This is a genomic window from Pseudomonas sp. (genome assembly GCF_050739655.1).
Lineage (GTDB): Bacteria > Pseudomonadota > Gammaproteobacteria > Pseudomonadales > Pseudomonadaceae > Aquipseudomonas.
Window position 1 is genome coordinate 1 of sequence record NZ_JBOIBY010000303.1, and the last position, 6589, is coordinate 6589.

A 6589-nucleotide genomic window follows, 5' to 3' on the forward strand; every position below is an offset into this window, starting at 1 on the left:
TGCTGGCCGCCTTGAAGCTCAGTTTCGGCACCGCCCTGTGTGCCGCGATCATCAACGGCATCATCGGCACGCTGCTGGCCTGGGTATTAGTGCGCTATACCTTCCCTGGACGCAAAGTCATCGACGCAATGATCGACTTGCCGTTCGCATTGCCCACGGCAGTGGCCGGTATCGCCCTGACCGCGCTCTATACCCCCACCGGTCTGGTCGGTCAGTTTGCAGCGGATATGGGTTTCAAGATCGCCTACACCCCGCTGGGCATCACGCTTGCCCTCACTTTTGTGACACTTCCATTCGTAGTACGTACCGTACAGCCAGTATTGGCCGATATCCCACGAGAAGTGGAAGAAGCGGCGGCGTGCCTGGGTGCAAGACCGTTGCAGGTGTTCCGCCATATCCTGGTGCCGGCATTGCTTCCGGCATGGTTGACCGGTTTCGCCCTGGCCTTTGCCCGTGGGGTCGGCGAGTACGGATCGGTGATTTTCATCGCCGGTAACATGCCGATGAAAACCGAGATCCTTCCGCTGCTGATCATGGTCAAGCTCGACCAGTACGATTACACCGGCGCTACCTCCATTGGTGTACTGATGCTGGTGGTTTCTTTCATTCTGCTGCTGCTGATCAACTTGTTGCAGCGGCGCATCGAAACCCCATAAGGAGGCGCACACATGTCCCAATCGTCTATTGCTGCCGCCTCTTCGGCCAACGCTGCCCGCCGTGGCAGTGCGACTTCACGGCGCATCCTGATCGGCCTTGGCTGGCTGGTTTTTGCCCTGTTCCTGTTATTGCCGCTGTTTATCGTGGTGTCCCAGGGTTTGGAAAATGGCCTGGGTACATTCTTCACCGCGATCTTTGAACCGGACGCCTTGTCCGCGCTCAAGCTCACGGTGATCGCCGTACTGATTTCGGTGCCGTTGAACCTGGTGTTTGGTGTCAGTGCTGCCTGGTGCGTGAGCAAATACACATTCCGTGGCAAGAGCATGCTGGTGACCCTAATCGACCTGCCGTTCTCGGTATCGCCGGTGATTGCGGGCCTGGTCTATGTGCTGATGTTCGGTGCCCAGGGTCTGTTCGGGCCGTGGTTGCAGGATCATGACATCCAGATCGTCTTTGCATTGCCGGGCATCGTGCTGGCGACGATTTTCGTCACCGTGCCATTCGTGGCGCGCGAACTGATCCCGCTGATGCAGGAGCAGGGCACCCAGGAAGAAGAAGCTGCGCGCTTGCTCGGCGCCAATGGCTGGCAGATGTTCTGGCACGTCACGGTGCCCAACATCAAATGGGGCCTGATCTACGGCGTGGTGCTGTGTACCGCGCGTGCGATGGGTGAATTCGGTGCGGTGTCGGTGGTGTCCGGGCACATTCGCGGGGTGACCAACACCTTGCCGCTGCACGTCGAGATCCTCTACAACGAATACAACCACGTGGCCGCGTTCGCCGTGGCGAGCCTGTTGCTGATCCTGGCGCTCTTCATCCTGCTGCTCAAGCAGTGGAGCGAAAACCGTATTAACCGCCTGCGCGCCAGCGCCGCGGAGGAATAATTCATGTCGATCGAAGTGCGTAACGTCAGCAAGAATTTCAATGCGTTCAAGGCGCTGAACGACATCAGCCTGGACATCCGCAGCGGTGAACTGGTGGCGTTGCTCGGCCCGTCGGGCTGCGGCAAAACCACGCTGCTGCGGATCATCGCCGGCCTGGAAACCCCGGATCAGGGCAACATCGTGTTCCACGGCGAAGACGTTTCCGGCCACGACGTGCGTGATCGCAACGTCGGTTTCGTATTCCAGCACTACGCTTTGTTCCGCCATATGACGGTGTTCGATAATGTCGCGTTCGGCCTGCGCATGAAGCCGAAAAACCAGCGCCCGAGTGAGAGCCAGATCGCGACCAAGGTTCATGAACTGCTGAATATGGTGCAGCTCGATTGGTTGGCTGATCGCTACCCTGAACAGCTCTCAGGCGGTCAGCGTCAGCGTATCGCCCTGGCCCGTGCGCTGGCGGTGGAACCGAAAGTGCTGCTGCTCGACGAGCCCTTCGGCGCCCTCGACGCCAAGGTCCGCAAGGAACTGCGCCGCTGGCTGGCGCGCTTGCACGAAGACATCAACCTGACGTCGGTCTTCGTGACCCACGACCAGGAAGAGGCCATGGAAGTTGCCGACCGTATCGTGGTGATGAACAAGGGCGTGATCGAGCAGATCGGCTCACCGGGCGATGTCTACGAAAATCCGGCCAGCGATTTCGTTTATCACTTCCTCGGTGACTCGAACCGTTTGCATCTGGGTGAAGACAAACACGTGCTATTCCGTCCGCACGAAGTGTCGTTGTCCAAGCATGAACTGGAAGACCATCACGCGGCCGAAGTGCGGGATATCCGTCCACTGGGCGCGACGACCCGGGTAACGTTGAAGGTGGAAGGGCAGAGCGATCTGATCGAGGCCGAAGTGGTGAAGGATCACGACAGCCTGATCGGGTTGGCCAAGGGCGAGACGCTGTTCTTCAAGCCCAAGGTCTGGCAGAAAGTCGCTAACCTTTAAAAGCAAAAGCATCGCGGGCAAGCCCGCTCCCACAGTGTTTTGGTGTGAACACAAATTTTGTGATCGACCGATAACCCTGTGGGAGCGGGCTTGCCCGCGAAGGCGTACTAAGCCGCAGCGCGATTCGGATTCAACCGCACCCCGCCCACTCGCGACTCGATCTGCTCTTTCAACTCATGCCGCATCCCCAGCATGAACGCCGCCTCAGCCACCACAAACAACGGCCCGACAATCAACCCCGTCAAATCATCAACAAACGCAGGCTTACGCCCTTCGTAGTGATGCCCGACAAACTGAATCGCCCAACCGATCACAAACATCCCGACACCGCTGCTCAGCCACACCAGGGTGCTCTGTTGCGCCAGCGCATGCCCCGCCCAGACGCACAGCCCCAACAACGCCGTCATCAACACCCCAAGACGCAATTCCAGGCGCAAGTAAAACCACGCCGAAGCCAGCGACGTCAGCACCGCTGGCGATAGCCAACCGCCGCCCCATTGCGGACGCGACAGCAAAACAGCCACCGCCACCACGATCAGCGGAATGCCGATGAAATGGCTGGCGATGTTGCGCGGGTCACGGTGATAGGCGGCGTATTGACCGAGATGATCAACGAGGCTTTTTTTCATTGTTATTCCTCCTGTAGGGTGACTGATCATGCCTTGGGGGCCGTTTCACGCTCTGTCAGGCAGGCGACAATCTCTAGGAGTTTTCATGGATATGCAGCTCTGGCGTGCGCGTCTGATGCGGGGTCAGTGGTTCAGCCATCTGCCGGTGTCCCTTCAGGATAGTCTGCTGAGCGCTGCGCGGTTGCGGCAGCTGTCAGCAGGTCAGCGCCTGTTCCAGCGCGGTGATCCACCCTGTGGGCTGTACGCGGTGCTCGAAGGTGCGGTACGCATCGGCGCCGTGAGCGAGCAGGGCAAGGAGGCGTTGTTGAGTCTGGTGGAGGCGCCGCATTGGTTCGGTGAAATCTGCCTGTTCGATGGGCAGCCCCGTACCCACGATGCATTTGCCATGGGGGCGTGCACGCTGCTGCACATACCACAAATTGCGCTGCTCGCCTTGCTGGAAGAGCAGCCGGTGTACTGGCGGCAACTGGCATTGTTGATGAGCCAGAAGCTGCGCCTGACGTTCATCAATCTTGAACAGCTGAGCCTGATGCCAGCGCCGACGCGGCTAGCTCATCGTTTGCTGATGATCGCCGACGGCTACGGCCAACTCGACCAAGCCCGCAGCATCCTGCAACTGCCGCAGGAGCAGCTTGCCGCCATGTTGTCGCTGTCGCGCCAGACCACCAATCAGATTCTCAAGGATTTGCAGGGGCAAGGGATTATCGGGTTGAGCTACGGCGAAATCGAAATCCTCGATGCTGCGAGATTGCGGGCCCTGGCTACTTTCTGATTTTCAGCCAGCACATTCAGTATTCATGGTGTCTGGGCGGCCCCCATCGCGGGCAAGCCCGCTCCCACAGGTATCACAGTTTGAATTCAAATTTTGTGATCGACACAAACCACTGTGGGAGCGGGCTTGCCCGCGATGAGGCCCGACCGGACACCCCAAAACCCCTTACCGCAACCCATCCCTGAACTGCCCCGGCGTCATCCCCGTCCATCGCTTGAACGCCCGGCTAAAACTGCTGGTATCGGCAAACCCCAGCAAATAACTGATCTCACTCAACGAGCACTGCGGATCACGCAGATGCAGCAGCGCCAGGTTCTCTCGACTTTCGTTGAGCAGCGTATCGAACCGGCAACCCTCATCCGCCAAGTGCCGCTGCAGGCTGCGCAAGCTCAGATGCAGCGTCTTGGCAATCTGCTCGGCACTGGGCTCGCCTTCCGGCAATTGCTCTTCGATGGCATCCCGAACCTTGCGCTCCCATGTCAGCGGTTTGAGCTGCGCCAGGGTGCGCTTGAGCACTGTTTCGTTGTGTTCGGCCAGTTCAGGGTTGGCGTCGTCCAGATGACTGTCGAAATCGGCCACCGCGAACTCCAATCGATCCTCGCCATTGGCGAAGTACACCGGAGCGCGAAACACCTTGTGCCACTGATGCGGGTCTGCCGGCTCAGGGCGACGCAGGTAAACCGCCATCGGGGCGTAATCGCGGCCCAGGCGATTGCGGCAGGTGCGCACGTAAATGGCCGTGAAGGCGTCGATCGCCTCGAAGGCTGGGGCGGGGTTGCCTGGCGGGATTTTCAGGCGGAAGTGGTAGCGATCCTCGCCACGGCTCAACTCCAGTTCCAGGGCATCGCTGACCACCTGGTGATAGCGCACGATGCGTTCGAATACTTCACGCAAACTGCCGCTCGCGACCAGCGCATAACCGAGCGCATGAAAGGTGGTAGGGCTGACAAATCGCGAAACCCGCAGGCCGATCGCCGGGTCTCCGCTGGCCTGCACGGCCAACTCCCACAGGCGCGTGGTGTTGGACAACGGGTAACGAGCGTTCGGGTCGTCCATCAGTCGCGGATCAAGCCCGGCTTGCTGGCACAGCGCGGTGCTGTCGATGCCCAGGGCATCGAGTTGTTTGCGCAATGCGCGGGTCCAGCTGGCGAGCGAGGTCGGTTCAGTCATGCTGATTGGCGCTTCCGGTCAACAGGTTGGCGTTCATGGCTAGCGCTGCGCACGGATGCAGCAGGCAGGATGCGAACATCAATAAACAGAGGATGGAAGCATGGACCTGACTTCTGCAAGCCCCCAGCGACTGAATGCAGCACAGCGATCAGCGCATATTCGCCAAGTGGTGCTCGCCAGAGGCGTCGAATTGCGCGAGCGCTACCCGATTCTCAGGCATCAGGACGCCCTCGGCGCGGGCATTCTGGCCTTCGCATTGGCCGGGATGATCGGTTCAGCGGCGCTCTACATCGGTGGCTACATGGCTTGGTGGGCGTGCCTGTTGCTCAACGCATTTTTCGCCTCGCTGACCCATGAGCTGGAACACGATCTGATTCACAGCATGTACTTCCGCAAGCAGCGGGTTCCGCACAACCTGATGATGGGCCTGGTCTGGCTGGCGCGACCCAGCACCATCAACCCGTGGATTCGTCGTCACCTGCATCTCAACCACCATAAGGTTTCCGGCACGGAAACCGACATGGAAGAACGCGCCATCACCAACGGCGAGCCCTGGGGCATTGCCCGCTTGTTGATGGTCGGGGACAACATGATGTCGGCGTTCATCCGCATGTTGCGAGCGCCAACCTGGGCGCACAAAGCCAGCATCCTCAAGCGCGTCTTGAAGGTCTACGCGCCGCTGGCGTTGATGCATTGGGGGGCGTGGTACGTGTTTCTCGGTTTCCATGCGGCGAACGGCATTGCGCATCTGATCGGTGCGCCAATCCAGTGGTCGTCGACCACGCTATCGGTGATGAACGTGATCGACATCGCCACGGTCGTGATCATCGCCCCCAACGTATTGCGCACCTTTTGCCTGCATTTCATCAGCTCGAACATGCACTACTACGGCGACGTGGAACTGGGCAATGTCATCCAGCAAACCCAGGTGCTCAATGCCTGGTGGTTGTGGCCGCTGCAAGCGTTCTGCTTTAACTTCGGCAGCACCCACGGCATTCATCACTTTGTGGTGAAGGAACCGTTCTACATCCGCCAGATGTCGGCACCGGTGGCGCACAAAGTGATGCGCGAGATGGGCGTGCGCTTCAACGACATCGGCACCTTCGGCCGGGCCAACCGGTTTGTTCGCAAGGAAACCGCAGAATCACAGCAAGCACAGGCCGCTCAGATCTGAGCGATGAACATGGAAACTCAAATGGAAAAACGACAGTCATCAATTTGACCCAAAGAGTCGTTAAGTTGTGATGCATGTGGGCTGACGAGGGTTTATGGATATATGCGATTTGGGCCTAATAAAGTAATTAAATATTCCTTTATTAGATAACCAAATTCGCCAATCATCGGCTCCACAGTTGTTGAGCAATACAGGCAGATTTGAGTTTGCGGGGCCGTCTCCTTGGCAGGGTGCGGCCCCTTTTTTATGCCTGACAAATCGAATGTCCACTGTAGGAGCGAAGCTTGCTCGCGAAGGTGTATCAGTCACC

General features: G+C 58.9%; 7 protein-coding genes. 5 read left to right on the forward strand and 2 right to left on the reverse strand.

The genetic code is table 11. The features are described from left to right. The 3 genes from cysT to ACRESJ_RS14710 form a co-directional block, all read left to right on the forward strand. A partial coding sequence (gene cysT / locus ACRESJ_RS14700) for a sulfate ABC transporter permease subunit CysT (RefSeq protein ID WP_431758541.1) occupies positions 1 to 656 on the forward strand: 656 nt, incomplete at its 5' end. Between the two features lie 12 nt (positions 657 to 668). Continuing rightward, positions 669 to 1541, forward strand: coding sequence for a sulfate ABC transporter permease subunit CysW (cysW, locus tag ACRESJ_RS14705; protein ID WP_431758542.1), 873 nt, complete (start codon positions 669 to 671; stop codon positions 1539 to 1541). A 3-nt stretch (positions 1542 to 1544) separates the two neighbouring features. Beyond that, positions 1545 to 2534, forward strand: a complete 990-nt coding sequence (locus ACRESJ_RS14710) for a sulfate/molybdate ABC transporter ATP-binding protein (RefSeq protein WP_431758543.1) — start codon at positions 1545 to 1547, stop codon at positions 2532 to 2534. Positions 2535 to 2641: 107 nt separating this feature from the next. Here the strand turns inward: ACRESJ_RS14710 and ACRESJ_RS14715 are convergent, their stop codons facing one another. Continuing rightward, positions 2642 to 3163, reverse strand: a complete 522-nt coding sequence (locus ACRESJ_RS14715; RefSeq protein ID WP_431758544.1) for a DUF962 domain-containing protein — start codon at positions 3161 to 3163, stop codon at positions 2642 to 2644. A gap of 85 nt (positions 3164 to 3248) precedes the next feature. On the opposite strand from ACRESJ_RS14715, the gene ACRESJ_RS14720 reads away from it, so the two are divergent. Then, positions 3249 to 3935 carry a Crp/Fnr family transcriptional regulator gene (locus ACRESJ_RS14720; protein ID WP_431758545.1) on the forward strand — a complete coding sequence of 229 codons (687 nt, stop codon included), beginning with the start codon at positions 3249 to 3251 and terminating at the stop codon, positions 3933 to 3935. A 165-nt stretch (positions 3936 to 4100) separates the two neighbouring features. On the opposite strand, the gene ACRESJ_RS14725 is transcribed toward ACRESJ_RS14720, so the two are convergent. After that, positions 4101 to 5105: an AraC family transcriptional regulator gene (locus ACRESJ_RS14725; RefSeq protein WP_431758546.1), complete on the reverse strand. Its 1005-nt coding sequence runs from the start codon at positions 5103 to 5105 to the stop codon at positions 4101 to 4103. A gap of 100 nt (positions 5106 to 5205) precedes the next feature. Here ACRESJ_RS14725 and ACRESJ_RS14730 point away from each other — a divergent pair, with 100 nt between their 5' ends. Then, positions 5206 to 6279, forward strand: a complete 1074-nt coding sequence (locus ACRESJ_RS14730) for a fatty acid desaturase (RefSeq protein ID WP_431758547.1) — start codon at positions 5206 to 5208, stop codon at positions 6277 to 6279. Positions 6280 to 6589 lie beyond the last annotated feature (310 nt).

Bases quoted from the DNA above. Each gene is read 5' to 3' on its own strand.
- ACRESJ_RS14725 (WP_431758546.1), bottom strand. From the start codon at position 5,105: ATGACTGAACCGACCTCGCTCGCCAGCTGGACCCGCGCATTGCGCAAA.
- ACRESJ_RS14730 (WP_431758547.1), top strand. From the start codon at position 5,206: ATGGACCTGACTTCTGCAAGCCCCCAGCGACTGAATGCAGCACAGCGA.
- ACRESJ_RS14720 (WP_431758545.1), top strand. From the start codon at position 3,249: ATGGATATGCAGCTCTGGCGTGCGCGTCTGATGCGGGGTCAGTGGTTC.
- ACRESJ_RS14710 (WP_431758543.1), top strand. From the start codon at position 1,545: ATGTCGATCGAAGTGCGTAACGTCAGCAAGAATTTCAATGCGTTCAAG.
- ACRESJ_RS14715 (WP_431758544.1), bottom strand. From the start codon at position 3,163: ATGAAAAAAAGCCTCGTTGATCATCTCGGTCAATACGCCGCCTATCAC.
- cysW (WP_431758542.1), top strand. From the start codon at position 669: ATGTCCCAATCGTCTATTGCTGCCGCCTCTTCGGCCAACGCTGCCCGC.